Origin of the sequence: Salimicrobium humidisoli (genome assembly GCF_002295105.1) — a bacterium.
In the GTDB taxonomy this organism is placed as follows: Bacteria; Bacillota; Bacilli; order Bacillales; family Halobacillaceae; genus Salimicrobium; species Salimicrobium humidisoli.
The window spans coordinates 152,679-176,175 of record NZ_NSGH01000003.1; the positions used below are offsets into that span (position 1 = coordinate 152,679).

The 23,497-nt window shown below is 48.2% G+C and carries 20 protein-coding genes and 1 riboswitch; of the genes, 15 read left to right on the top strand and 5 right to left on the bottom strand.

Going from position 1 to position 23,497, the window contains the following annotated elements; translation table 11 throughout:
- The first annotated feature begins 275 nt into the window (after window positions 1–275).
- The 11 genes from ilvB (at window position 276) to CKW00_RS03190 (ending at window position 12,993) form a co-directional block, all read left to right on the top strand.
- Window positions 276–2,006: a biosynthetic-type acetolactate synthase large subunit gene (ilvB, locus tag CKW00_RS03140; RefSeq protein ID WP_095821337.1), complete on the top strand. Its 1,731-nt coding sequence runs from the start codon at window positions 276–278 to the stop codon at window positions 2,004–2,006.
- Window positions 2,003–2,524 (top strand): acetolactate synthase small subunit, encoded by a 522-nt coding sequence (ilvN, locus tag CKW00_RS03145; RefSeq protein WP_095821338.1) that lies wholly within the window; start codon window positions 2,003–2,005, stop codon window positions 2,522–2,524. The genes ilvB and ilvN overlap by 4 nt, the downstream gene beginning before the upstream one ends.
- 21 nt (window positions 2,525–2,545) lie before the next feature.
- Complete coding sequence (gene ilvC / locus CKW00_RS03150) at window positions 2,546–3,574, top strand: ketol-acid reductoisomerase (protein WP_095821339.1); 1,029 nt, start codon at window positions 2,546–2,548, stop codon at window positions 3,572–3,574.
- On the top strand, window positions 3,567–5,108 hold the full coding sequence (locus tag CKW00_RS03155; protein WP_095821340.1) for a 2-isopropylmalate synthase: 1,542 nt from the start codon (window positions 3,567–3,569) through the stop codon (window positions 5,106–5,108). The genes ilvC and CKW00_RS03155 overlap by 8 nt, the downstream gene beginning before the upstream one ends.
- An 18-nt stretch (window positions 5,109–5,126) precedes the next feature.
- Complete coding sequence (gene leuB, locus CKW00_RS03160) at window positions 5,127–6,233, top strand: 3-isopropylmalate dehydrogenase (protein ID WP_095821341.1); 1,107 nt, start codon at window positions 5,127–5,129, stop codon at window positions 6,231–6,233.
- 18 nt (window positions 6,234–6,251) lie between these two features.
- On the top strand, window positions 6,252–7,670 hold the full coding sequence (leuC, locus tag CKW00_RS03165; protein WP_095821342.1) for a 3-isopropylmalate dehydratase large subunit: 1,419 nt from the start codon (window positions 6,252–6,254) through the stop codon (window positions 7,668–7,670).
- The gene (gene leuD / locus CKW00_RS03170; RefSeq protein WP_095821343.1) at window positions 7,670–8,254 is read left to right on the top strand and encodes a 3-isopropylmalate dehydratase small subunit; all 585 of its coding nucleotides are present in this window, start codon (window positions 7,670–7,672) and stop codon (window positions 8,252–8,254) included. The genes leuC and leuD overlap by 1 nt, the downstream gene beginning before the upstream one ends.
- Window positions 8,255–8,473: 219 nt before the next feature.
- Complete coding sequence (locus tag CKW00_RS03175) at window positions 8,474–9,499, top strand: ABC transporter substrate-binding protein (protein WP_095821344.1); 1,026 nt, start codon at window positions 8,474–8,476, stop codon at window positions 9,497–9,499.
- A gap of 63 nt (window positions 9,500–9,562) precedes the next feature.
- Window positions 9,563–11,584, top strand: a complete 2,022-nt coding sequence (locus CKW00_RS03180) for an iron ABC transporter permease (protein ID WP_095821345.1) — start codon at window positions 9,563–9,565, stop codon at window positions 11,582–11,584.
- 33 nt (window positions 11,585–11,617) lie between these two features.
- Complete coding sequence (gene dapF / locus CKW00_RS03185) at window positions 11,618–12,589, top strand: diaminopimelate epimerase (protein WP_233129696.1); 972 nt, start codon at window positions 11,618–11,620, stop codon at window positions 12,587–12,589.
- 2 nt (window positions 12,590–12,591) lie between these two features.
- Entirely contained in the window at window positions 12,592–12,993 is a 402-nt protein-coding gene (locus CKW00_RS03190) for a secondary thiamine-phosphate synthase enzyme YjbQ (RefSeq protein ID WP_095821347.1), read from the top strand.
- A gap of 84 nt (window positions 12,994–13,077) precedes the next feature.
- On the opposite strand, the gene aceA is transcribed toward CKW00_RS03190, so the two are convergent.
- Together aceA and CKW00_RS03200 are read right to left on the bottom strand one after the other, a co-directional pair.
- A complete protein-coding gene (gene aceA, locus CKW00_RS03195; RefSeq protein ID WP_095821348.1) occupies window positions 13,078–14,361 on the bottom strand; it encodes an isocitrate lyase in 1,284 nt (427 codons plus the stop codon).
- Between the two features lie 225 nt (window positions 14,362–14,586).
- Window positions 14,587–16,740, bottom strand: coding sequence for a malate synthase G (locus tag CKW00_RS03200; RefSeq protein ID WP_095821349.1), 2,154 nt, complete (start codon window positions 16,738–16,740; stop codon window positions 14,587–14,589).
- Between the two features lie 234 nt (window positions 16,741–16,974).
- Here CKW00_RS03200 and CKW00_RS03205 point away from each other — a divergent pair, with 234 nt between their 5' ends.
- From CKW00_RS03205 to thiT, 3 genes are all read left to right on the top strand, one after another.
- Window positions 16,975–17,217 carry a hypothetical protein gene (locus tag CKW00_RS03205; protein WP_095821350.1) on the top strand — a complete coding sequence of 81 codons (243 nt, stop codon included), beginning with the start codon at window positions 16,975–16,977 and terminating at the stop codon, window positions 17,215–17,217.
- Between the two features lie 111 nt (window positions 17,218–17,328).
- Entirely contained in the window at window positions 17,329–18,075 is a 747-nt protein-coding gene (locus tag CKW00_RS03210; protein WP_095821351.1) for an alpha/beta hydrolase, read from the top strand.
- Between the two features lie 55 nt (window positions 18,076–18,130).
- Window positions 18,131–18,229: riboswitch (TPP riboswitch) on the top strand.
- An 86-nt stretch (window positions 18,230–18,315) separates the two neighbouring features.
- A complete protein-coding gene (gene thiT / locus CKW00_RS03215; RefSeq protein ID WP_095821352.1) occupies window positions 18,316–18,882 on the top strand; it encodes an energy-coupled thiamine transporter ThiT in 567 nt (188 codons plus the stop codon).
- 56 nt (window positions 18,883–18,938) lie between these two features.
- Here thiT and CKW00_RS03220 read toward each other — a convergent pair whose 3' ends face one another.
- Window positions 18,939–19,415 carry a DUF456 domain-containing protein gene (locus CKW00_RS03220; protein WP_095821353.1) on the bottom strand — a complete coding sequence of 159 codons (477 nt, stop codon included), beginning with the start codon at window positions 19,413–19,415 and terminating at the stop codon, window positions 18,939–18,941.
- A gap of 112 nt (window positions 19,416–19,527) precedes the next feature.
- Here CKW00_RS03220 and CKW00_RS03225 point away from each other — a divergent pair, with 112 nt between their 5' ends.
- Entirely contained in the window at window positions 19,528–21,873 is a 2,346-nt protein-coding gene (locus tag CKW00_RS03225; RefSeq protein WP_095821354.1) for a penicillin acylase family protein, read from the top strand.
- An 88-nt stretch (window positions 21,874–21,961) separates the two neighbouring features.
- On the opposite strand, the gene CKW00_RS03230 is transcribed toward CKW00_RS03225, so the two are convergent.
- Together CKW00_RS03230 and CKW00_RS03235 are read right to left on the bottom strand one after the other, a co-directional pair.
- Window positions 21,962–23,292 (bottom strand): IS3 family transposase gene (locus CKW00_RS03230; RefSeq protein WP_095821355.1). Its coding sequence is split into 2 segments (ribosomal slippage): window positions 21,962–22,920 and window positions 22,920–23,292, totalling 1,332 coding nucleotides; the frame shifts between segments, so codons are not numbered across the junction.
- Window positions 23,293–23,400: 108 nt separating this feature from the next.
- On the bottom strand, window positions 23,401–23,497 hold a 97-nt coding region (locus CKW00_RS03235; RefSeq protein ID WP_143544219.1), incomplete at its 5' end, for an IS3 family transposase.

Consider the following 23,497-nt stretch of genomic DNA (forward strand, 5'->3'; position numbering starts at 1 on the left):
AAATCGACATCGTCCCTGAGTGCTCATGCTGAACGGTAAGTCCCAGTAGGCGGAGCCGGGTGTCACTCACCCGTTACCAAAAGAAACAGAATCATTCTGTTTCATGAGGCAAAGCTGAAACTTTGCAAAACAAGGGTGGTACCGTGGAAAGCAAAACCTTTCCGCCCCTTTACCGGATGTCCCGAGGCTTCAATGTGCCCGGCGGGATGAACTGTAGAGGGACGGGAAGGTTTTTTATTTATATCTAAAATCATTAAGACAGGAGGATGATGAATATGAGGGCCAGCACAGAACCGAAACCGGCGGAAGATAAGCAGCAGACGATAAAGACAGGGGCAGATTTACTGGTGGAAGCGTTGATTGAACAGAAAGTCGAAACGATATTCGGTTATCCGGGAGGAGCCGTACTCCCGATTTACGACGCGTTATACCGGGCTGACGGAAGTTTTGATCACGTGCTGCCGAGACACGAGCAGGGAGGGATACATGCAGCTGAAGGGTACGCCAGAGTTTCCCGTAAGCCCGGAGTAGTCATCGGGACATCCGGACCCGGAGCCACTAATCTGATTACAGGTATTGCGGACGCGATGATGGACTCTCTGCCTCTTGTGATTTTTACCGGCCAGGTAGCCAAGAACGTCATAGGGACGGATGCTTTTCAGGAATCGGATGTTATGGGTATAACGACTCCGATTACGAAACACAACTATCAGGTTCAGGATCTCGAAGAACTGCCCCGTATCGTTAATGAAGCCTTTCATATCGCTGCAACCGGAAGGCCGGGACCTGTAGTAGTCGACATCCCTAAGGATATTTCGGCGACGGTGTTCGAAAGGGACGTAAAAAACGAGTTCCATTTACCGGGGTATCAACCGACTGTGCGTCCTAACCCTCTGCAGATCAACAAACTGCGTGAAGCTCTTATAGGAGCAAGGAAGCCTGTAGTTCTGACAGGTGCCGGCATACTCCATGCAGGCGGGACGGAAGCTTTGAAATCATTCGTCAGCAATTACGACCTGCCCGTCACATCCACCCTTCTCGGTCTAGGCGCTTTTCCCGGAGACCATCACCGGTTTCTTGGAATGGCGGGGATGCACGGAACGTATGCTGCAAACATGGCTCTTTATGAATGTGACCTTCTTATTAACATAGGCGGGCGCTTCGATGACAGACTTACAGGAAATCTTCAGCATTTCGCTCCGAACGCGAGAATCGCTCACATCGACATCGATCCGGCTGAAATAGGTAAGAACGTACCTACGGAGATTCCTATAGTATCGGATGCGAGAAAAGCACTGGATAAACTGAACGAACTGGAACCCGCCACCCTCGATCACGCGGAGTGGGTGGAGAAACTGGAAAGTAACAAACAGAATTATCCACTTTGGCACAACGAATCGGAGGATGTCATTCTTCCTCAGTATTTACTCAGAAAGGTTCATCAGTTTACGGACGGAGAAGCGGTAGTAACGACGGATGTCGGTCAGCATCAGATGTGGGCGGCCCAATATTACACCTTCAATCGCCCGGACCGGTGGGTGACTTCAGGAGGTCTCGGTACGATGGGTTTCGGTTTTCCTGCAGCTATCGGAGCACAGATTGCCGATAAAGACTCCACTGTGGTGGCCATCGTCGGAGACGGAGGTTTTCAAATGACGATGCAGGAAATGTCACTGCTTCAGGAAAGGGGGCTTCCGGTTAAGATCATAATCGTCAATAACCAGGCTCTCGGAATGGTAAGGCAGTGGCAGGAGAAATTTTATGATAAACGTTATTCCCATTCCATCATAGATACTCAGCCGGATTTCGTGAAAATGGCGGAAGCCTACGGACTGCACGGCTATAAGATGGAAAACATCCAGGAAATCGACCGGGAGCTCGGGGATATTCTGAACAACGACAAGCCGGCGGTTATCGATTGCCGGGTGGTGCAGCAGGAAAACGTCTATCCAATGATAGCTCCCGGTAAGGGAAGTCACGAAATGATTGGAGTGAGCAAGCCTTGAAGCGAATAATAACAGCGGTTGTCCACAACCGGAGCGGAGTGCTGAACCGGGTGACCGGCCTGCTGTCCAAGCGGCAGTTCAATATCGAAAGCATATCTGTCGGGCGTACGGAAACCGAAGGTGTCTCGAAAATGACGTTTGTGGTGGACGTGGAAGATGAGCGGAAACTTGAACAGTTTTCCAAACAGCTGAACAAACAGATCGACGTAATTAAAGTATCGGACATTACGGATAAACAGATTGTGGCGAGAGAGCTGGCTATGATAAAAGTGCTCACTACCCCGCAGCAGCGGGGTGAGCTTCAGGCCATCATCGAACCTTTCCGGGCAACTGTCATCGATGTAAGTAAAGAAAGCATGACGGTACAGATAACCGGAAATTCGGACAAGGTGGATGCGATGATCGAGTTATTAAGGCCATACGGGTTGAAAGAGCTGGCCCGGACGGGGCTCACAGCCTTCACAAGAGGGCAGCAGTTGCATCAGACAGAAGTAAAACCTTATTCTATTTTGAACTAATTATCGAGGAGGATGTTAACTATGGCAACGACAGTTTATTATCACAATGATATCAATGAAGAGGTACTGCAGAACAAAAAAGTGGCTGTGATCGGTTATGGCTCCCAGGGTCATGCTCACGCCCTGAACCTTAAGGAAAGCGGGTTCGACGTAGTAGTAGGCCTCCGTAAAGGAAAGTCCTGGGACAAAGCGGAACAGGACGGAGTGGAAGTGAAATCGGTAGCGGAAGCGACGAAAGCAGCAGACGTTGTGATGGTCCTTCTGCCGGATGAGTATCAGCCGACAGTTTTCGAAGAACAGATCAAACCGAACCTTGAAGCAGGGAACGCCCTCGCTTTCGCCCACGGATTCAACGTTCACTTCAACCAGGTGGTTCCGCCATCGGATGTGGATGTATTCCTTGTAGCTCCGAAAGGACCCGGGCACCTCGTGCGCCGTACATTCGAGGAGGGGGCCGGTGTACCTGCTCTTATCGGAGTAGAACAGGACCCGAGTACTCAGGCGAAAGATATTGCTCTCGCGTATGCCAAAGGAATTGGCGGCGGACGCGCCGGGGTTCTTGAAACGAGCTTCCAGGAGGAAACCGAAACGGACTTGTTCGGAGAACAGGCAGTCCTCTGCGGGGGAGTTTCGAACCTCGTGAAAGCAGGATTCGAAACATTGACCGAAGCAGGATATCAGCCGGAAGTCGCTTACTTCGAATGTCTCCACGAACTGAAACTGATCGTCGATCTTATGTATGAAGGAGGGATCGAAAACATGCGTTACTCCGTTTCGGATACGGCACAATGGGGCGACTTCGTCTCCGGACCCCGCGTAATCAACGATGAAACGAAAGCCCGCATGAAAGAAGTGCTTGAAGACATTCAGACCGGCAAGTTTGCAAAAGGCTGGATTCTCGAAAATAAAGCGAACCGTCCTGAGTTTGAAGCGATCAGCAGACGTGAGAACAACAGTCAGATTGAAGAAGTGGGACGGGAACTTCGTAAATTGATGCCGTTTGTGAAAGGCAAATCCGAAAAAGAAAAGGAAGTGGTGAAACATGGCTGATATAAACGTTTTCGACACGACTTTGAGAGACGGAGAACAGTCTCCGGGAGTGAACTTGAATCGTCTCGAAAAACTTGAAATCGCCAAACAGCTGGACCGCTTCGGAGTGGATATTATGGAAGCCGGATTTCCGGTTTCCTCCACTGAAGATTTCGAATCGGTGAAAGAAATCGCCCAGACGGTAAAAAATGCATCGGTTACGGGGCTGGCCCGTTGTCACAAAAAAGATATCGATGCCTGCTGGGATGCATTGCAATACGCTGCAGAGCCGAGGATCCATGTTTTTCTTGCCACCTCTCCCATTCATATGAAACATAAGCTGATGAAAACCGAAGAGGAAGTGATCAGCCAGGCCGTGGAAGCTGTAACCTATGCAAAAGAACGCTTTACTCATGTACAGTGGTCGGCGGAAGACGCTTCAAGATCGGATCTTGATTTTCTCGTACGCATCATTGAACAAGTGATCGATGCAGGAGCAACGGTCATTAATTTACCTGACACGGTCGGATATACCACCCCGGCAGAGTACGGAGCTATGTTCCGTTACATCAGGGAAAATGTGCCGAATGTGGAGAAGGCTGATCTTTCCGCCCACTGCCACGATGATATGGGCATGGCCGTCAGCAATACCATCGCCGCTATCGAAAACGGAGCCACCCAGGTCGAAGGCACAATCAATGGTATCGGAGAGCGGGCCGGTAATGCAGCGATCGAGGAAGTCGCCATCGCTCTTGAGATACGAAAAGATTTTTACAAAAAATCTATCAACATCAATCTGAAAGAGACGAAACGCACGAGTGACCTTGTCTCCAGACTTACGGGGATGGCCGTACCCGGGAACAAAGCGGTCGTCGGCCGGAACGCTTTCGCTCATGAGTCGGGCATTCATCAGGATGGTGTACTGAAAGAAGCCTCCACGTATGAAATCATCACCCCTTCAATGGTAGGAATCGATTCCAATAACCTGGTTCTTGGAAAACATTCAGGCCGGCACGCTTTTGCCGGAAAAGCGGAAGAACTCGGTTTTCTTAATCTCCCGGAAGAGAAATTGAAAGACGCCTTTATGACTTTCAAAGATCTCACCGGGAAGAAGAAGGAAGTGACGGACGAAGATATTTTCGCAATTCTTACGGATAAACAAACCGAAATGGGTCACATGCCTCAATACAAAATGCATGCGTTTCAGGTGCATTACGGAAATATGAGCCGTCCCACCGCCACAGTCATGCTGACTCGCCCGGATGGCGAAGATACCGAGAAAGCTCATACGGGAGAGGGAAGTGTCGAAGCTCTTTATAACACAATCGACGAACTCGTTGACGAGGCTATCCATCTCGAAGACTATCAGCTCAGTTCCATAGGGCGGGGCCGTGATGCTTTGGCGGAAGTTCATGTGCAGATGACGGTGAACGGAGAGAAAACATCCGGCAGAGGGTCAGCACAGGATGTTCTCGAAGCTTCGGCTAATGCGTTTCTGAATGCTGTGAACCGTACCCTGTATAAACACGAACGTGTTCCTGTGAAAGAAGCATAATATAAGGAGGAGAGGTTAATGAATAAACATGTTGTATTGTTGCCGGGAGACGGAATAGGAAAAGAAGTGATGGAGTCGGCCCGCCTTGTTCTGGAAGCTGTGGCAGAAAGGAATGGTCATCGCTTTACGTTCGAGGAGAAACTCATCGGAGGAGCGGCGATTGATGAGCAGGGGGACCCGTTACCCCGGGAAACAGTGGAGGCTGCAGAGAAAGCCGACGCCGTTCTTCTCGGTGCTGTCGGCGGCCCTTCCTGGGACCACCTGCCCGGCTCCGGACGTCCGGAGCAGGGACTTCTCGGTATTAGAAAGCAACTCGGTTTATTCGCGAACCTTCGTCCCGTGAAAGGATTCAGACAGCTGCTGCACGCGTCACCACTGAAAAAAGAAGTGGTGGAAGGCAGCGACCTCCTGATCGTACGTGAACTTACAGGTGGTCTGTACTTCGGCGAACCACAGGAAAGAAGTGAAGACGGAGAAGGGGTGGTCGATACCCTTTCCTACTCAAGAAAAGAAATCGAGCGGATTGTGGAACAGGGATTTGAAAGTGCCCGGAAGCGGCGCAAGCAGCTGACTTCGGTAGATAAAGCGAACGTGCTTGAATCGAGTCGTATGTGGCGGGAAATAGTAGAGGAGAAGAGTGCGGACTACCCTGATGTGAAAGTCGATCACATGCTCGTCGATGCAGCGGCAATGAAGCTGGTGACAGACCCGACCTATTTCGACGTAGTCGTAACGGAAAACATGTTCGGTGATATTTTAAGTGATGAAGCAAGCGTACTGACCGGATCTCTCGGCCTTCTGCCTTCCGCCAGTCTCAGGGAGGACGGCACCGGTCTTTATGAACCCGTTCACGGTTCAGCCCCCGATATCGCAGGAGAAGACAAAGCTAATCCGCTTGCGATGATTTTATCAGCCGCAATGATGCTCAAGCACTCTTTCCATATGGAGAAAGAAGCGGAACATATTGAAAAAGCGGTCCAGGAAGTTCTTGACGCCGGTTATCACACGGCTGATCTTTCCGTTGTGAACGGCACGGAACTGGGATGTACGGATCTTACAAGAAAAGTTATCGAACAAATTACATCAGAGGATACAACGGTCAACATTATGCGCTGTTATGCCTGACGGAAAGGAGAAACCGGTATGAGTCAACCTGAAACTATCATAGAGAAAATCTGGAAAAAACATGTCGTACACCAGGAGGAGGGGAAGCCGGATCTCCTGTACATCGACCTTCACCTTGTACATGAAGTGACATCACCCCAGGCCTTTGAAGGTCTGCGGATGAACAGCCGGAAAGTAAGAAGACCGGATCTGACGTTTGCTACGATGGACCACAACGTTCCCACTATTCATCGTAACGTCATCAAAGATGCCATTTCGAAAAAACAGATGGAAACGCTGGAGGAGAATTGTGAGGAATTCGGCGTCTCCCTTGCTGACATTCATCACCCGGACCAGGGGATCGTTCACATTATCGGCCCGGAGCTCGGGTTGACCCAGCCCGGCAAAACCATTGTGTGCGGAGACAGCCACACCTCGACACATGGAGCTTTCGGTGCCATCGCTTTCGGTATCGGGACGAGCGAAGTGGAGCATGTGCTTTCCACGCAGACTCTGTGGCAGGCTCCTCCCAAAACAATGCAGGTGAAAGTGAATGGGAAGCTGGGAACCGGGGTGACCGCGAAAGATCTCATCCTTGCTATTATAGCCAAATTCGGCGTCCGCTTCGGTTCCGGGTACATCATGGAATATACCGGGGAAGCGATCAGGGATATGTCCATGGAAGAACGCATGACAGTCTGCAATATGTCCATTGAGGCAGGAGCCCGCGCCGGTCTGATCAGTCCTGACGAAAAAACCGTCCAGTTCGTGGAAGGCAGGAGACATGCTCCGAAAGGTGAAGAATTTGAGAAGGCTGAGAAAGAATGGCTGGCTCTGGCTACGGACGAAGGAGCCGTTTATGATTCTACAGTGGAAATCAACGCAGATGAAATCGAACCGCAGGTATCCTGGGGGACGAACCCTTCCCAGTGTGTCCCGGTTTCCGCATCAGTTCCCGATCCGGAGAAAGTTACGGACGACGAAGATGGTGTAAGAAGAGCCCTTGAGTATATGGGACTTGAACCGAATCAGCCGATTGAATCCATTGAACTGCAGCATGTGTTCATCGGTTCCTGTACGAACGCCCGTCTCGCCGACTTAAGGAAAGCGGCCAGGATGATCGAGGGCCGAAAAGTTCATGAAGGGATAAGAGCTATGGTAGTGCCCGGTTCGTTTGCTGTAAAACAGGAAGCGGAAACAGAGGGTCTCGACCGGATTTTTATGGAAGCCGGTTTTGAGTGGAGATCTGCCGGGTGCAGTATGTGTCTCGGTATGAACGATGATATCGTCCCTCCCGGTGAACATTGTGCTTCCACCTCGAACCGTAACTTTGAAGGCCGTCAGGGAAATGGAGCCAGAACGCATCTGGTCAGTCCAGAAATGGCAGCTGTCGCAGCTGTGGAGGGTCATTTCGTAGATGTGCGTAAATATACTTCGGCTGCTGAAAGGGTGATTTGATGGAAGCTTTTGTGAGACACTCGGGTCTTGTTTATCCGCTGAACCGGGCAAATATAGATACGGATCAGATAATACCTAAACAGTTTTTGAAACGTATTGAACGGAAAGGATTCTGGAAATTCCTCTTCTATAACTGGCGCTACGATGATGACGGAAATCTTCGTGATGATTTTTCCCTGAACTATCCGGAGTATCAGGGCGCCTCCGTTCTTGTCGCCGGTGAAAACTTCGGCTGCGGTTCTTCACGGGAACACGCTCCGTGGGCGATTCAGGATTACGGATTCCGCGTTGTCATTGCGCCGAGTTTCGCTGATATTTTCTACAGTAACTGCTTTAAAAATGGTATTCTGCCAGTGCAGCTGAAGAGAGATGAGGTATCGCAGATTATGGACCGTGCCGGAGGAGGGGAGTGTTATCTCAGCGTCGACCTTGTCGATCAGATAGTATTCGATCGTACGGGATGGTCGGCAACATTCGAAATTGACGAATATCACAAAAATATGCTGCTGAATGGATGGGATGAAATATCTGTTACGTTGACGTATGATGACGCGATTTCAGCTTTTGAAAATCAGCAGAACTGAAATAGTACGTGTAAAACCGAACCCCGACGTTCGGTTTTTGCTTTTTATAGAAGGAGTACTTTACGGAAACCACGGAACCTGCCATCTTTTAAACGGAGGCATCTCTTTTAATATGGAACACAGTTGAGAATAAATATCATTGACTTTTTCATTTTTTTTATATAACCTTACGTGTAGATGAGAATATATCTCAATTACATACGTAGAGGAGAGAGACCCATGAAAAAGATTTGGATGATTGCACTCCTTTCTTTCCTGGCTGTTGTGCTGGCAGCTTGTGGAGGAAATGAAGAGAAGTCAGGGGATAGTAATAAAGAAAACGAAGAACAATCAGGTAAAGAAGAAAGCAAAGATGACTCCCGCAGCGTGACGATAGAAGATGCGACGGGAGAGAAAACGATAGAAGGGACTCCGGAAAAAGTCGTCGTTCTCGAATGGAGTTATGCGGAACATATGCAGGCACTTGACACAGAGCCGGCAGGAGTTGCCGACAAAGAAGGATTCGGCAAATGGGTGGATACCGGTAAAGAACTCGGTGAAAATGTCGAAGATGTAGGAACGAGACAGGAGCCGAACCTGGAGGCTATCTCCCGTCTTGATCCCGATCTTATAGTAGGAGTCAAATTCCGCCACGAAGGAATCCAAAAACAGCTGGAAGAAATCGCTCCGACTGTAATGTTTTCTCCTTACTCCAAAGAGAATGCAGAAAACCAGATGGCTTCCATGAAGTCCGATCTTAAAACGATGGGTAAAATTCTGGGTAAAGAAGAAGCAGCCAGTAAAAGACTGGACGAGATGAACAGTCATTTTGAAAAACAAGCGAAGCGTCTGGAAGAAGCCGGAGTCGGTGACATCAACTACGTAATGACTCAGGCCTTCACTGCCCAGAATACTCCTACGCTGAGATTGTTTACGGACAATTCGATGGTAGCTCAGGTGATGGGCGAACTGGGTCTTGAAAACTCCCATTCCTCGGATGAACTTGAAATTTACGGGTATACGGAAACGACAGTAGAAACGTTGCAGAACTATCAGGACTCCCATTTCTACTACATCGTTCAGGAAGACGACAATATCTTTTCTGATCAGTTGGCAGGTAACCCGGTCTGGGAAGAGCTTGAATTTGTGAAGCAGGATCGTATGTATAAGATGCCGGGGGATACATGGACGTTCGGCGGTCCGATTTCGGCTGAGAAACTTGCAACACAGGTTACAGATGCTACAATCGAAGGAAATAAGAAATAAACGGAAAAGGCGCGCAGTGAATGATGCGCGTCTTTCTGCTGTATAAGGAAAGAAGGATTGGTTATGATGAATCGGGCAATGGCCCTGAAAACTTTTCTGGTTTTCGGGGGAGGCTTATTTTTACTGATACTGCTGACCTGGATACATATTAATCAGGGGAATATTTCCATACCGGTATGGACGGTGTTCGAAGCCGTTTTTTCTCCCGCAGACACTCTGGAACACCATACCATCAGAGTTCTGAGGCTGCCGAGAGCTGTCATGGGTATTGTAGCCGGCGGGGCCCTGGCTGTTTCGGGCGCAGTTTTACAAACTGTAACGAAGAACCCTCTCTCCTCCGCCAGTACGCTCGGTATTCATTCAGGAACATATTTCGCCGTGATAGTGACTACCATTTTCTTCCCGTTTGCCATGATAATGAACGGTATTATTACCGCTTTTATCGGAGGAGTAGTGACGTTTTTAATCGTTTATATACTATCGGGCGGAGGTGATGCCACCCCGGTACGGATGGTTCTCGCCGGTATGATAGTGACATTTCTGTTTTCTTCTCTGACGAGCGTCCTGCAGATATTTTATGAAAACGAAACGCAGGGATTGTTTCTATGGGGATCGGGAACTCTCGTACAGAACAGCTGGGACGGGGTCCGGTTCGCTCTTCCTGTAGTCACGGCGGCTTTTCTGGTATTACTCGGTGCTGCCCGGAAACTGGATACGCTGAAGCTCGGGGACGAGGTGGCTACTGCTCTCGGACAGAATGTAAAAGCCGTAAAATTTGTGACTATCATATTAAGTGTACTGCTTACCTCGGTAACAGTGAGCGTCGTAGGACCTATCGGTTTCGTCGGGCTCGTGGCCCCGCATATTATTAAACTGATCGGTTTTCGTTCCCACGTGCCTCTTCTGCTCGGCTCGTTCTTATGGGGAGCGGTCGTATTGCTGATGGCAGATGTTCTCGCAAGATATATCGACCCTTCCTTCTCGGAACTTCCGGTTGGAGCGATCACTGCGCTGATCGGTGCACCGTGGTTGATTTGGCTGGTCCTTCGGATGAAGCGGAGTGGCAACACGGATGGAGGATCCGTGATGGCCGGGTCTTCGCTTGTTCAGATGCGACTTCGGGTGTTATTGCCGATTTTTTCGATTCTTGTTTTACTTGTTTTGTTCGTCAGTATGTCGACCGGTAATTACGGGTTCGATCCTTCCCAGACGATAGCAGTGTTCCAGGGAGAAGCGGAATCATTTATCCGTAATTACATTTTGGAACTCCGGCTGCCACGGGCAATTGTGGCATTTACGAGCGGGGCTATTCTTGCCGTGAGCGGACTGATTTTTCAGGGCGTACTCAGGAACCCGCTGGCGGATCCTTCGGTGATTGGTATTACCTCCGGAGCCGGAGTAGGGGCGTTGTTGACTATGTACGTCTTTTCCGTCTCCGCTGCCTGGATACCGCTCGGGGCTATGGCGGGAGCAATCGTATTCTTTATTATCGTCATGGCTCTCGGAGCAAAAATGGAGTTCCAGCCGACGATGCTTGCACTTCTCGGTATCGGAGTAAGTGCTTTCGGCCAGGCGATCATCCAGATTCTGGTGGTCCGTGCCGATATGGGTGTAGCCTCGGCATTGACCTGGCTCTCCGGCACGACGTATGCAACAGGGTACGGTGAATTGCTCAGTTACTTGTTATGGCCGGTATTGCTTTTGATTCCTGTCCTTTTCTTCTACATCAGGAAGCTGGACGTTCTGGCCCTCGGGGATGATACTGCGAAAGGGCTTGGTCTCGACGTACGTTCAGTCCGTTTTCAGATGGCGCTGATAGCGACGCTCCTGGCTGCGAGCAGTGTGGCAGCTGTCGGAGCCATCGGATTTATCGGTCTGATCGCCCCCCATGCGGCACGTCTCTTTGTCGGTACAGTTAATCAGCGGCTGCTTCCGGTAGCGATGATGATAGGAGGACTTCTTCTGGTGGTGGCTGATCTGTTCAGCCGGACTCTTTTGGCTCCGGCCGAGATTCCATCCGGTATTCTCGTAGCTGTTCTCGGCGCACCTTACTTCCTCTGGCTGATGAAGCGAAGATCTGCCTGATATATGATATGATGAAAGACAAAAACAGGAGGAATGTTTGTGGATATACCGTATATTAAATGTCATGGCTCGGACAACGATTTTATTATGATAGATGAAAGGAAATTAGAAGAAAGCTTGACAGATGAGGACAGAAAGGAAGTAGCTCTCCTTCTCAGTGACCGGCTTGAAGGCATCGGTTCGGATGGTATCCTTTATGTACTTTCAAGCAGTAAGGCTGAAGCGTGTATGCGTATGTTCAACTCGGATGGCAGTGAAGCGGAAATGTGCGGAAACGGTCTCCGCTGTGTAGCCCGTTATATCATAGAGGAGACCGGCAAAGAGAAAGTGCATATAGAAACGGCCAAAGCTGTACTTCCGGTAGAGCGGGTGAGTGATATATATGAAGGAATAGCGACTTTCTCCGTCGCCATTGAACCTGTTTCATTTTCTGCGTCTTCTCTCCCGATGGAAACGGAGTCGGAACAGGTAGTGGACACCGTCCTCCATGACCTGACAGAAGATCAGACGTTCACCGCCCTCAGTGTACCGAACCCTCACATAGTGTCGGTGGTTAAGGAACTGGATGAAGAAGTTCTTGAAAACATCGGAAAAAAAGCGAATAATTCCCCTCATCTGTTTCCGAATGGCGTAAACGTCAGTTTCGTTAGAAAAATTGATGACAACAAAATCTTTGTACAGACTTACGAACGCGGAGTGGGCCTCACGAATGCCTGTGGTACAGCCATGTCGGCTTCCAGCATCGTTTCGGTCATAGTTGCAGGAAATAATCCGGCCCTCCCGGTTACGGTTATGAACAAAGGCGGGATGGTTCAATGTATCGTGCATGAGAATGAGGAATACAAAGTGGAGCTTCAGGGTAATGCTACTTATGTATACGAAGCGGAAGTAAGGGTGGATATCTCTACCCAGTCTTTCGAAGAATCTCCTCATCATGTACACACGGAAGAAAATGAGCGGTATAGTGAGCTGAGAGAGTACGCCAGGACAGAAGGAGGACTGTAAGCATGCTTGAAATGATTTCTGTAACCACCTCTTCCCACAGTGAGATGGTGGACATCACGGAGCAGATAGAAGAGCAATTACAAAAAAGCGATCTCCGGAATGGTATAGTGATTGTTCAATCCATGCATACGACAGCCGGTATTACCGTAAATGAAAATGCAGACCCGGATGTCAAAAAAGATATGCTGATGCGCCTGGATGAAGTGTATCCGTGGACGCACCGTAAAGACTTGCACGCAGAAGGTAATACGGCTTCCCATTTAAAAACGAGTACCGTCGGTCATTCCCAGACGCTACTCGTAGAAGACGGGAAGCTAGTGCTCGGCACATGGCAGGGAGTCTATTTCTGCGAATTCGACGGTCCGAGATCCAGAAAAGTAGCCATTAAAATCATGGAAGGCTGAAAAGCGGGCAAAAAACGTATGAGTTGTCAGCGGAACATATCAAAGGAAACCCCCGGAATCAGTATCCGGGGGTTTTTGCAGTGCTTATTTATTAGTGACAAACTGTTCACTTTCCGTTGATCCGGCCAAAGCTGTAGTGGAAGACGTGCCTCCGGAAATGGCCATCGACACTTCATCGAAGTAACCGGTTCCGACCTCCCGCTGGTGTCTTGTAGCTGTATAACCGTTTTCTTCCGAAGCGAATTCAGCCTGCTGCAGTTCGGAGTATGCAGCCATTCCCTCGGTTTTGTATTTGCGGGCCAGTTCGAACATGCTGTGGTTCAATGCATGGAACCCTGCAAGAGTGACGAACTGGAATTTGTATCCCATTTTACCGAGCTCCACCTGGAATTTACCGATCGTTTCCTGGTCAAGCTTTTTCTCCCAGTTAAATGACGGGGAACAGTTATAAGCCAGCATTTTGTCCGGGTACTTCTCGTGTATAGCATCTGCGAATTTTTGTGCTTCTTCCAGGTTAGGTTCCGAGGTCTCACACCAGATCAAGTCTGCGTAAGGAGCGTAAGCGAGCCCGCGGGAAATGGCCTGGTCGATTCCCGGAGTGGTACGATAGAATCCGTCGGCTGTTCTTTCTCCTGTAATGAACTCATGGTCGTACGGGTCGGCATCGCTCGTAATCAGATTGGCAGCGTTGGCGTCTGTTCTTGCTATGATAACAGTCGGAACGTCCATAACGTCAGCAGCCAGCCGGGCAGAAATGAGGTGTTTTACAGCCGTCTGAGTAGGCTGAAGAACTTTCCCGCCCAGGTGACCGCATTTCTTTTCGGAGGCGAGCTGATCTTCGAGATGCACACCGGCAGCCCCGGCTTCAATCATGCCTTTAGCCAGTTCAAATACGTTCAGCGGGCCACCGAACCCGGCTTCCATATCCGCTACAATCGGAGCGAACCAGTTTTTACTACCTTTTCCTTCCGCGTGTTCCACCTGATCGGCGCGTTGAAATGTCTGATTGATTCTTCTCACAACCTGCGGCACACTGTTTGCAGGATAGAGACTTTGATCGGGATACATTTGGCCGGAAAGGTTGGCGTCGGCAGCCACCTGCCAGCCACTCAGATAAATAGCTTCGAGACCGGCTTTAACCTGCTGCATAGCCTGGTTACCGGTTAAAGCTCCGAGTGCGGCTACGTAGTCACGTTTATGTAGCAAATTCCAAAGGCGGTCAGCGCCCATGCGAGCCAGCGTCTGTTCTATTACGACAGAGCCGCGAAGTTTCAATACTTCTTCTGCACTGTAGGGACGTTCCACTCCTTGAAAACGTTCACTTGCCCATTGATTTTCCAACTGTTTGATCTGTTCTTCTCTGTTCATTCAAAATCTCCCCTTTTAATATATGATTAGTATTGTTGTATAACAGATGAATTAATATGAGGGAGGGCGTCGACCCCGGCGCCCTCCTTTACTCAGGCTGAATTCAGGAATTTCCGTCTGCGTTGGTGCAGCATTCAACTGCTTCTTTGTGACTGCTGTGGTCGACACCGCATCTGTGGCACGAATTAGTGAAAGTCTGGTATTTTTCCATTTTTTAACTCCTCCTTATACAGTTTTGGTAAATTGGCTCGCTTTAAATTGAAGGCGGCGTCTGTGCAGAATCGGTTCAGTGTAACCGTTTGGCTGGTCTGTACCGAGAAAAACAAGGTCGGAAGCGGCCTGGAAAGCGATGGATTGTTCGAAATCCGGGCTCATTTTCCTGTAATTAGGATCGCCCTCGTTTTGCCTGTCGACCACTTCTGCCATTTGTTTCATTATCTGTTTTACCTCCTCTTCAGAGACTACGCCGTGTCTGATCCAGTTCGCTATGTGCTGACTCGAAATGCGCAGTGTTGCACGGTCTTCCATAAGGCCGGTGTCATGGATATCGGGTACAGTTGAACAGCCGATGCCCTGTTCCACCCAGCGCACGACATACCCGAGAATCCCCTGAGCATTGTTTCTGACTTCATTCAGTACGACTTCTTTATCTTCCGGAGGAGAAGCCACCGGGATATTAAGCATCATTTCGGAAGGGTCATCCGTCGGGATATCATTCTGAATATCGGGGACGTATGCTTCATGATAATGCATCGCATGAATGGTGGCTGCAGTCGGGGACGGCACCCATGCTGTATTTCCTCCCGCTTTCAGGTGGTTGATTTTTTCTGCAAGCATAGCTTTCATCTCTGTGGGTTTAGCCCACATACCTTTACCTATTTGAGCGTTTTTGATGAACCCTGCTCTTATACCGGTACGTACGTTGGATGCTTCGTAAGCGCTGAGCCATTCACTTCCTTTCATTTCTCCTTTAGGAATCATAGGCCCTTTTTCCATGGACGTATGGATTTCATCCCCCGTACGATCCAGGAACCCGGTATTAATGAAGACTACCCGGTTGCGCACTTCATAAATACAGTTATGAAGATTCAGGGAGGTTCTTCTTTCCTCGTCCATCACCCCGACTTTCAGGGTATACCTCGGTAATTGCAGAACATCTTCTATTCTATTGAACAGGTTATTAGTAAAAGCCGTTTCTTCCGATCCGTGCATTTTCGGTTTGACGATGTAAATAGAACCTTCCGTTGAATTTTGTCTCAGGTTCAGGTCGTGCATACCAATCAGACTGGTGAAGAAACCGTCAAGCAATCCTTCATGCACCGGATTGTTGTTATTGTCGATAACTGCCGGGTTTGTCATTAGGTGACCTACGTTTCTGACAAGCATAAGTGCTCTGCCTTTCAAATGAAGCTCTTCGTCTTCCGCAGTGCGATATTTCCGATCTTTATGAAGAGAGCGTTTGATGGTTTCTCCGTTTTTATCGAAGGTGGTCGTAAGGTCTCCTTTAAGCAGCCCGAGCCAGTTACGATAAGCTTTTGTTTTATCTTCGGCATCGACGCATGCAACGGAGTCTTCGCAGTCCATAATACTAGTGATGGCGGATTCAAGTTGGATATCCTTGATTCCTGCATCGTCTATCTGGCCGACCGGATGATTACGGTCGAACTGCAGTTCAACGTGAAGGTCGTTATGTTTAAGAAGTATTGCCTGCGGTTTGCGACAATCTCCCTGACAGCCAAGGAAGGAAGAAGGGTTTTTAAGTTTCTTTCGGGAGCGGTCAGTAAGTTCCACACACAATTCCCCGTTCACTACCGCGTATCTTACTGCGTCCTGGTGACTTCCTTCCGCCAGAGGGAACCATTCGTCCAGTCGCATACGCCCCTGTTTGATTACTTCTTTACCTCTCTCGGGATTGTAGGAAGCCCCTTTTTCGATACCGGGTTCTTCAGGTATCAGATCTGTACCATAATAAGCGTCATACATGCTGCCCCAGCGTGCGTTAGCTGCATTGAGGGAATATCTCTCGTTTGTCAGTGGTACAACGAGTTGGGGACCGGCCTGTTCCTTCATTTCAGAATCTACATTGGTTGTGCTGATTTTGAAGTCGGGTTTTTTCTCTTCCAGATAACCGATGGACTTTAAAAAAGATAAATAATCTTCATTGGAAGCCGATTTGTGATATTCATCAATTTTCTGTTGTAGTTGTTTTCTGGTCTGCAAAAGTCTGATGTTTTCAGGGGTGAATTCATCAAGAATCTCTGTGAGTCCTCTCCACACTTCCTTCGAAGAGAGGGGAAGACCGGGTAACACTTCCTGTTCAATGAACTGGTATAATACAGTGTCGATTTGATAAGTACCGATGGATTGATAGTTTCCCAAAGAATAAAGCCTCCTTACTGTTATGTATAATGTTTGTCTGTTTCATAACAGTTATATTTCTTAATTCGTATTATATAACAACAGAAAAACAAGTCAATACATTTTGTTAAAAATTTAGAAAATTATTTATAATTGAATAATCGGCGGTACAGAAATTTAATATTTTATGATTAATTTGTACGTATTAGGGGTAATAATGTTTGGAAACCTACATATGAAGGAGTGGATGTAACAATGGCCGAAGAAGCTAAAAAGAATTGGCATATGGTGTTATTGCTGGATAGTCGACGTGAAGTGAAACATGAACTGGAAATCAGTGAGGAAATGACCAAAAGGGAAGCTACTGAATTTATAACCAAGCAGCTCGAGCGTGACAGATGGTGGTTTCTCGAAAGTGGCGTCGCCGTTTATACAAATTCTGTGGAGGCGTTCTACCTGGAAGGTCAGGCTGCAGTGACACAGTTTAATGTCAACTGACAAACTTAAAACATGTACGAGATTCACCCCGGATGTCCAGGATATCCGGGGACATTCATGTTCGGGAGTGAAGAAACAGTATTTCTATAATAGACAGGGAGGATGGAAGGGATGAATCAGAACGTAATGGAGGGTGCAGAAGCTGTATATAACGAAGGGAACGAAATAGGAATCGTAGTATTACATGGCTTTACAGGTACAGTTCAGAGTATGAAACCTCTTGTGGATGCCTATACAGCACATGGGTATACGGTAGCCTGTCCGAGGCTCAAGGGACATGGAACTACTCCTTATGATATGGAAGAATCCACTGCAGAAGACTGGATCCGCTCGGCGGAAGAGGCTTTTGAATGGGTGAAGAACCGATGTGACTGTGTATTCGTCACCGGCCTGTCTCTTGGAGGAACGTTAAGTCTTTATCTGGCTTCCACGAGAGAGGTGGATGGAGTGGCGGTTATAAATCCGGCTATCGATGTACCTGACATGAGCAGCCTGGCGGATTCTGAATCCCGTTTCATTGATGCAATAGGGTCCGATATCAAAAAAGAAGGAGCTGCTGAACTAGCCTATGACAAAACACCCGTCCGTTCCCTTAACCATCTGACGAACATCATGGCTAAAGTGCACGAGCAGTTAAGCGAAGTGTCAGCTCCTCTTTTAGTTTTCGCTTCCGAAGAAGATCACGTAGTTCCTCCGGAGAACAGTCAGACGATATTCGACATGGTTTTTTCGGAAGGAAAAGAACTTGTTCCTCTGGAAGACAGTTACCACGTGGCAACTCTTGATAATGATCAGGAATTGATTATCGAAAGAAGTCTGGAGTTTTTTGAAAGGTATATCAATGCCAAGGAGAATTGAATTTGTACTTTTCTGATCAGTACGTTATGATAGAAAGTAACAAAACACGGAGAATAGAGCCTTCAAGGGGAGCCGGCGGCTGAGAGTGGACGCAAGTCCAGACCCTTCGAACCTGTCAGTTAGTACTGACGCAGGAATGGTGGCTTTTTTGATGAGCAATGCTTAAAAGGTGGGAGCCTTCATCAGAAAGCTTCCCTTTGAGGCATTGCTTCTTTTGTGTATTCAGAAAGGGGATATACAATGCAACAACAGCGCGTACTTTTTCTCGTGGAAGGTGCAATATTTGCAGCAATTGCTCTATTGCTTGATGTTCTTCCTTTTTTATCCATTAAGCTATGGTTCCAGGGAGGATCCATCTCATTCGCCATGATACCGGTCATTCTGATGGCGTTCCGTTGGGGCGTATCGGGCGGTATGATCACAGGCTTACTGTTCGGTTTCTTTCAGTTTTTTACGGGCGCATTCATCGTGCATCCCGTCCAGGCTTTTCTCGACTACATTGTAGCTTTCGCCATTATCGGGGTTGCAGGAGTGGTGTCTTCCCAACTGAAAGCAAGTGCGAAGAACAATAACGTAAAACACGTTCTTATGTATGTAATTATCGGCACATTCATCGGGAGTGCTTTGCGTTTCGTCACTCATTTTGCGGCGGGCATGGTATTTTTCGGCTACCTTGCAGAAGGTCAGCCGGTATGGATTTATTCTCTGCTGTATAACGGCGGGTACATGCTCCCTTCCTTTATAGCGAGTGCCGTCGTAATCAGTCTGTTAATGTCCCGGCGGCACAAATTGTTATTGCGAATATAAGAATTCCGGTCCTGATGCGTTCGGGACCGGAATTTTTATGTATAAAATGCTTTATGTCAGTTGAAATATGAAAAGATGAACCACCCGATCATAAGCAGCTGAATTATAAACTTGGCTGCAGTTCCACTGAGAAAACCGATAAGCGTTCCGACAGCTGCGCGGAAAGCGAAACGGGCGTTTTTTTCAATACTCAGTTCGATAACGAAAACCAGGACAAAAGGAACGATCAGTATTCCGAAAGGAGGTATGACGAACGAACCGGCGATGACACCTGCGACTGCTCCGGCTTCTCCCCATTTGCTTCCCCCGTATTTCTTGACGGAAATACTGTTTGCCACCATATCAGATACGATTAGTAAAACCGTAAGAATTATTGCACCCACCCAGAACCAGACGGACAGCCGACCGTCCAGCCAGATACTCAGGAGGAAACCGGCCCACAATACGAGCGGTCCGGGTATGATGGGGAAAATGAGACTTACAAAGCTGCTGAGAAACAATACGATAATAAGCGACCATAGAACAAACTCCATAAATGCGCCTCCTTTTGACTGTCATTGTACTCCTCAAAGGTGTGAAGGTCCAAAATATTCTGTTCTTTTGTAAGAACACTGACTATAATGTAGTAAAAGGGGGAAGAAAAAAATGAAAAAACCGGGTTGGAAGAGAATATTGACTCGAACAGCCGTCATTGCAGGTGTATTAATTCTGGCGGCAGCTCTGTTTATTATAGTATTTATCCAGCGAACGCTTCCTGATACGGAAGGAGAGCTTAAATTGGAAGCGCTATCTTCCGAAGTTACTGTTCTGAGGGACGAGGAAGGCGTTCCTCACATAGAAGCGGAGTCCGTCGAAGATTTATATATGGCTCAAGGATACGTGCAGGCTCAGGACCGCCTGCTGCAAATGGAACTTTCCCGTCGTCAGGCTTCCGGCGAACTGAGTGAGCTGATCGGGTCCTCCACAGTGGAGCAGGACAAGTTTTTTCGTGCGCTCGGATTACGGAGAGCTGCCGAAGCATCTTTAAAAGAATATTCCGAAGAAGGAAAGGCGGCTCTGGAGGCATTCGCTTCGGGAGTGAATGCCTACATCGACAAAGCGGATTCCGAAAACAGGCTTCCCCCGGCATTCACACTTCTGCAGGCGAAACCTGAGAAGTGGACACCGGTGGATTCTCTGACAATAGGTAAATTTATGGCACATGACCTTGGCGGGCACTGGGAGCGTCAGGCTTTCCATTATTATGCGATGAATAATTTTTCTGAAGAGAAGGCCTCCGAAGTGATGGCCCATTACCCGGAGAATAAACCGGCTGTGCTCGATGACGTAAATCTTGATATAGCGGGAGACTTTACTGAGGCAGTCATGCCTAATCCTTTTAATGGCAGCAACAACTGGGTGGTGAGCGGAGAGAGAACGGAGTCCGGGAAACCTCTTCTTGCTGATGACCCTCACCTTGGCATCGCCAGCCCTTCGATCTGGTATCAGATGAAACTGAGTGCCCCTTCCCACAACGTGAGCGGTGTTATTTTTGCAGGGGTACCGGGAATCATCCTCGGACATAATGATGACGTAGCCTGGGGTGTGACAAACGTCGGCCCTGATGTGCAACAGCTGTACGTCGAGAAAAGAAATCCGGAAAATCCTGAACAGTTTCTGTTCGAAGGGCAGTGGGAGGATGCTGTGGTGCATCAGGAACCGATAGAAGTAAGTGGCGGGGAAACGATAGAATATGAAGTGGTGGAAACGAGAAACGGGCCGATCATTAATGAATTCGCAGAAGGAGCCGGAGAGGAAGAAGCATTATCCATGCGCTGGACGGCACATGACCCCTCGAAAGAACTGGAAGCCATCCTCAACATCAACCAGGCTTCGGACTGGGAAGAGTTTGAAAAAGGACTCGAAAACTTTCATACCCCTGCCCAGAACTTCGTGTTCGCTTCAAATGACGGTACTATAGCGTATAAAGCGAATGGAAAGATCCCTGTTTATGATAACCCGGACGATGCCGGTCTTCCTCTAAGGGGATGGAAAGAAGAAGATCAGTGGAAAGGTTTCATTCCTTTTGATGAATTACCGACAGTTGTCAACCCGGACAGGGGGTGGATAGCTACAGCGAACAATAAAATAACTACGGAGGACTATCCTTATCATATTACGAACAATTGGGCCCAGCCTTACAGGTATGAACGGATAGCTGAGATGCTTATGGAAGATGACGAGGTAAGCGTAGAAGATGTGAAGAAAATGCAGATGGACGTTAAAAATCTGCAGGCCGAGGAGTTTGTCCCATTCTTCCTGGAAGAGATGAACACGGGTGATCTGAGCGGAGGAGAAACAGAGGCTTTGAAATTACTTGAGGAGTGGAATTACGAGGATAACGAAGACGCTCCTCAGCCACTGCTCTTCCATCACTGGATAAACGAAATAGAGGATCGGCTGTACGCAAGTCTCCCCGATGATATCGATTCGTTATTTCACGGGAAAGCACAGACGACGGATGAAATATTCCGTATGGAAAGAGAAGGCGGAACTTCCGTATGGATGAAGGAGGAAGGAGGGAGCGGGGAAGTGATTACACAAGCCTTTCGGGACTCCTACGCTAAACTTCAAGAGGATTACGGAAAGAATCCGGAGGAGTGGGCGTGGGGTGATTATCATCAGGTGGAGTTCACACACCCTCTTTCGAATATAGCCTTTCTTGATAAGTTTTATAACCGGAAAGAACCTTTGCCGGTCAGTGGCAGCCGGGTTACAGTAAGAGCTGCCGGATATGACGGAAGTGGTAAAGTGGACCATGGAGCTTCCTGGCGCTTTATCATCGATACGAATGATATGGGTAAAGGATACCACATAGTTGGGCCAGGGCAGTCGGAGCGTTTTAACAGTAAATGGTATCACAACCAGTATAGTGACTGGGTGGATGGAGACTACCATAGTACACTGCTGGACGAAGACGAGGGAGAGAAACTGATACTTTCGCCTGAATGAAATTAAGTCTGAGAAACGTCCCTGTCATATGAAAACCCCCGGACATATTGAACTGTAACCCTGAAAATGGACAGTTTAATAAAAAGCGCTAGGCTGCTATAAGATGACCTCGGTATTGAGCCGGGGTCATTTTTTGTAAGGACCACTGGTATCGATGGTTGTTGTAATAATCCATGTATTCGTCGATGGCTTGTTGGACCTCGGAGAGGGACAAACAGGCTTTGAAGTTGATGTCATCTTTCATGTGGCCGAAGAAGGATTCCATGGGGGCATTATCCCAACAGTTGCCTCTTCGAGACATCGACTGGCGTAACAACCCCAGGTCCTTCACTTTTTTCTGGAACGCAGGATGCGTGTAATGCATGCCCTGATCCGAGTGAATCAGACAATCGGGATGAGGGACGAAATCTTCCCGTGCCATTAACTTATCAAGAGTCGTGTAGACGATATCCATCTTCAAAGAGGTCGATAGATAGTAAGCCAGAATCTCACGGGTCGCCCCGTCCTTGATGGCCGAAAGGTAAGCCTTCTGTCCTTTCGCATAATAGAGATACGTGATATCTGTTAAAAGGACGCGTTGTGGTACCTCGTGATCGAAGTGACGATCGAGTTTATTGTCACATGTTTGATGTTCCTGCGTCGCTTGCGCGATTTGCTTATAAGGGTTCGCTCTGCGAATAGTACACCTCAGGTTATATTTCTTCATGATGCGTCGAATACGTTTATGGTTCATCACGACGTGTTCATCGTTCTCCACCATCATTTTGATGGGAAGAGCTCCGACTCTGCCCTGACGCCGGTCGAACGCTTTCTTGATGATTTCATAATCCGCCTCATCTTTCTGTTCCTTCTGATGACGGGCCCCCTCTGATTTCAACCAGTTGTAGTACCCGGACCGGCTTACCTGGGCAACCTCACAAAAATACCGGATCATATGGGGGAAACTATGAGTCCGGAGGACTCGTTCCATGAGTTGAAATTTCTCTGAGGTGGTTATCTCTTCTTCTTCGCCTGCCTTTCGAGTTCGTCGAGCTTTTTTACAAAATCCAACTCTGCCTCCAGATATGCAATACGCGCTTCTGCCTTCTTCAATTGATCTTCCGAAGAAAGATGTTTCGAGGAAGGTCTCCCCGTGGAACCTTTGCCCCGTCGCTCGGTATAGAACCCATCTTCTCCGTACGCATGGAATATCTTGCGCCACCGTTTCAAACACTCTTTGGGCTTCTTGGCGCCAATCATCGCTACATCGAAGCCGTGGTCTACAAAGATATGAGACGGGCTCTTTCCTTCTTGGTTTTCTTTCACAGCCTTCACTTTGAAGGCTGGTGCATAGGTGATGGAACGATCAGTCACCTTGAGGACATTCGGATTGGACGCTAACTCTTTTCTTTGTGCTTCGGTAAACATTATCTTCGTCATGTTTTTCAACCCCGCTCTTTGTCGTTAATTTGATTATAAAGTAACTTCGGGGTCAGGAAACATAAAAAACCCCGAATAGGTAGTGACCCCTAAAAGTTAGAGTTTTTATTAGGAAGCTGATTGGCTGGTTTGAGTCCGGTATTGAATGGGACTCAAACCAGCTAATTTTGCTTTTATGCGATCATGGTTGTAGTAGTTGATGTAT

What these genes read in the sequence shown, in the direction of transcription:
- ilvB (WP_095821337.1), top strand. Translation starts at nt 276, where the DNA reads ATGAGGGCCAGCACAGAACCGAAACCGGCGGAAGATAAGCAGCAGACG.
- ilvC (WP_095821339.1), top strand. Translation starts at nt 2,546, where the DNA reads ATGGCAACGACAGTTTATTATCACAATGATATCAATGAAGAGGTACTG.
- CKW00_RS03155 (WP_095821340.1), top strand. Translation starts at nt 3,567, where the DNA reads ATGGCTGATATAAACGTTTTCGACACGACTTTGAGAGACGGAGAACAG.
- leuB (WP_095821341.1), top strand. Translation starts at nt 5,127, where the DNA reads ATGAATAAACATGTTGTATTGTTGCCGGGAGACGGAATAGGAAAAGAA.
- leuC (WP_095821342.1), top strand. Translation starts at nt 6,252, where the DNA reads ATGAGTCAACCTGAAACTATCATAGAGAAAATCTGGAAAAAACATGTC.
- leuD (WP_095821343.1), top strand. Translation starts at nt 7,670, where the DNA reads ATGGAAGCTTTTGTGAGACACTCGGGTCTTGTTTATCCGCTGAACCGG.
- CKW00_RS03175 (WP_095821344.1), top strand. Translation starts at nt 8,474, where the DNA reads ATGAAAAAGATTTGGATGATTGCACTCCTTTCTTTCCTGGCTGTTGTG.
- CKW00_RS03180 (WP_095821345.1), top strand. Translation starts at nt 9,563, where the DNA reads ATGATGAATCGGGCAATGGCCCTGAAAACTTTTCTGGTTTTCGGGGGA.
- dapF (WP_233129696.1), top strand. Translation starts at nt 11,618, where the DNA reads ATGTTTGTGGATATACCGTATATTAAATGTCATGGCTCGGACAACGAT.
- CKW00_RS03190 (WP_095821347.1), top strand. Translation starts at nt 12,592, where the DNA reads ATGCTTGAAATGATTTCTGTAACCACCTCTTCCCACAGTGAGATGGTG.
- aceA (WP_095821348.1), bottom strand. Translation starts at nt 14,361, where the DNA reads ATGAACAGAGAAGAACAGATCAAACAGTTGGAAAATCAATGGGCAAGT.
- CKW00_RS03205 (WP_095821350.1), top strand. Translation starts at nt 16,975, where the DNA reads ATGGCCGAAGAAGCTAAAAAGAATTGGCATATGGTGTTATTGCTGGAT.
- CKW00_RS03210 (WP_095821351.1), top strand. Translation starts at nt 17,329, where the DNA reads ATGAATCAGAACGTAATGGAGGGTGCAGAAGCTGTATATAACGAAGGG.
- thiT (WP_095821352.1), top strand. Translation starts at nt 18,316, where the DNA reads ATGCAACAACAGCGCGTACTTTTTCTCGTGGAAGGTGCAATATTTGCA.
- CKW00_RS03220 (WP_095821353.1), bottom strand. Translation starts at nt 19,415, where the DNA reads ATGGAGTTTGTTCTATGGTCGCTTATTATCGTATTGTTTCTCAGCAGC.
- CKW00_RS03225 (WP_095821354.1), top strand. Translation starts at nt 19,528, where the DNA reads ATGAAAAAACCGGGTTGGAAGAGAATATTGACTCGAACAGCCGTCATT.